The following is a 741-nucleotide window of genomic DNA, read 5'->3' as shown; positions in this document are numbered from 1 at the left end:
GCCAATCTTTCTAACCGTGGGGTCAAAGACGTCTTTATCGTCTGCTGTGACGGGCTGAAAGGCCTACCAGAGGCAGTAGAGGCAACGTGGCCGAACTCTATGGTGCAAACCTGTATCGTGCACCTGATTCGCGCAGCTAACCGATGGGTAGCCTACGGGGATCGCCGGGGCGTATCGGCCGCGTTGAAAAAGATTTACACCGCTGCAGACGAATCCACAGCACAGGCTGCTTTAGACGAATTTGAAGCCTCTGAATTAGGAGAAAAGTATCCCCGCTCAGTCAAGGTCTGGCGGGATGCTTGGGCGCGTTTCGTACCGTTTCTGCAGTTCCCACCAGCAGCGAGGAAGGTAATCTATACGACGAATTCGATTGAATCATTCAACAATGAACTGCGTAAAGCTACCCGCAACAGGGTGCAGTTCACCAACGATGAATCAGCGCTGAAAACGCTGTGGTTGATGATCTGCAATATTGAAGACAAACGCGCTGCCAAGAGGGCGAAGCAGGGCAAACGCGTCTCAGCGACAGCCGGAAGACTCATGGAAGGAGCCCGAGTTTCCGGCTGGAAACAAGCCATCAACCAAATGGCCGTGGCCTTTCCCGACCGCTTCGACAAGTACCTATAAACCTAACCCCACACACAAACAACTTGACACGCTCCCTCGTGGGGTTGCCCGCAAATCGTGGACACGTAGTTAAGCTGCTTAGGGGTTAAGCAGCGGCCTTCTTATTACCATTTT

The 741-nt window shown here is 52.9% G+C and carries 1 protein-coding gene; it reads left to right on the top strand.

The features are described from left to right. A partial coding sequence (locus ABRP93_RS11625) for an IS256 family transposase (protein ID WP_349888023.1) occupies positions 1-627 on the top strand: 627 nt, incomplete at its 5' end. Positions 628-741: the final 114 nt, after the last annotated feature.

The organism is Corynebacterium sp. KPL2850 (genome assembly GCF_040225855.1).
Lineage (GTDB): Bacteria > Actinomycetota > Actinomycetes > Mycobacteriales > Mycobacteriaceae > Corynebacterium.
Note: the sequence above shows the minus strand (reverse complement) of the source record. Positions and strands in the feature narration are given on the sequence as shown.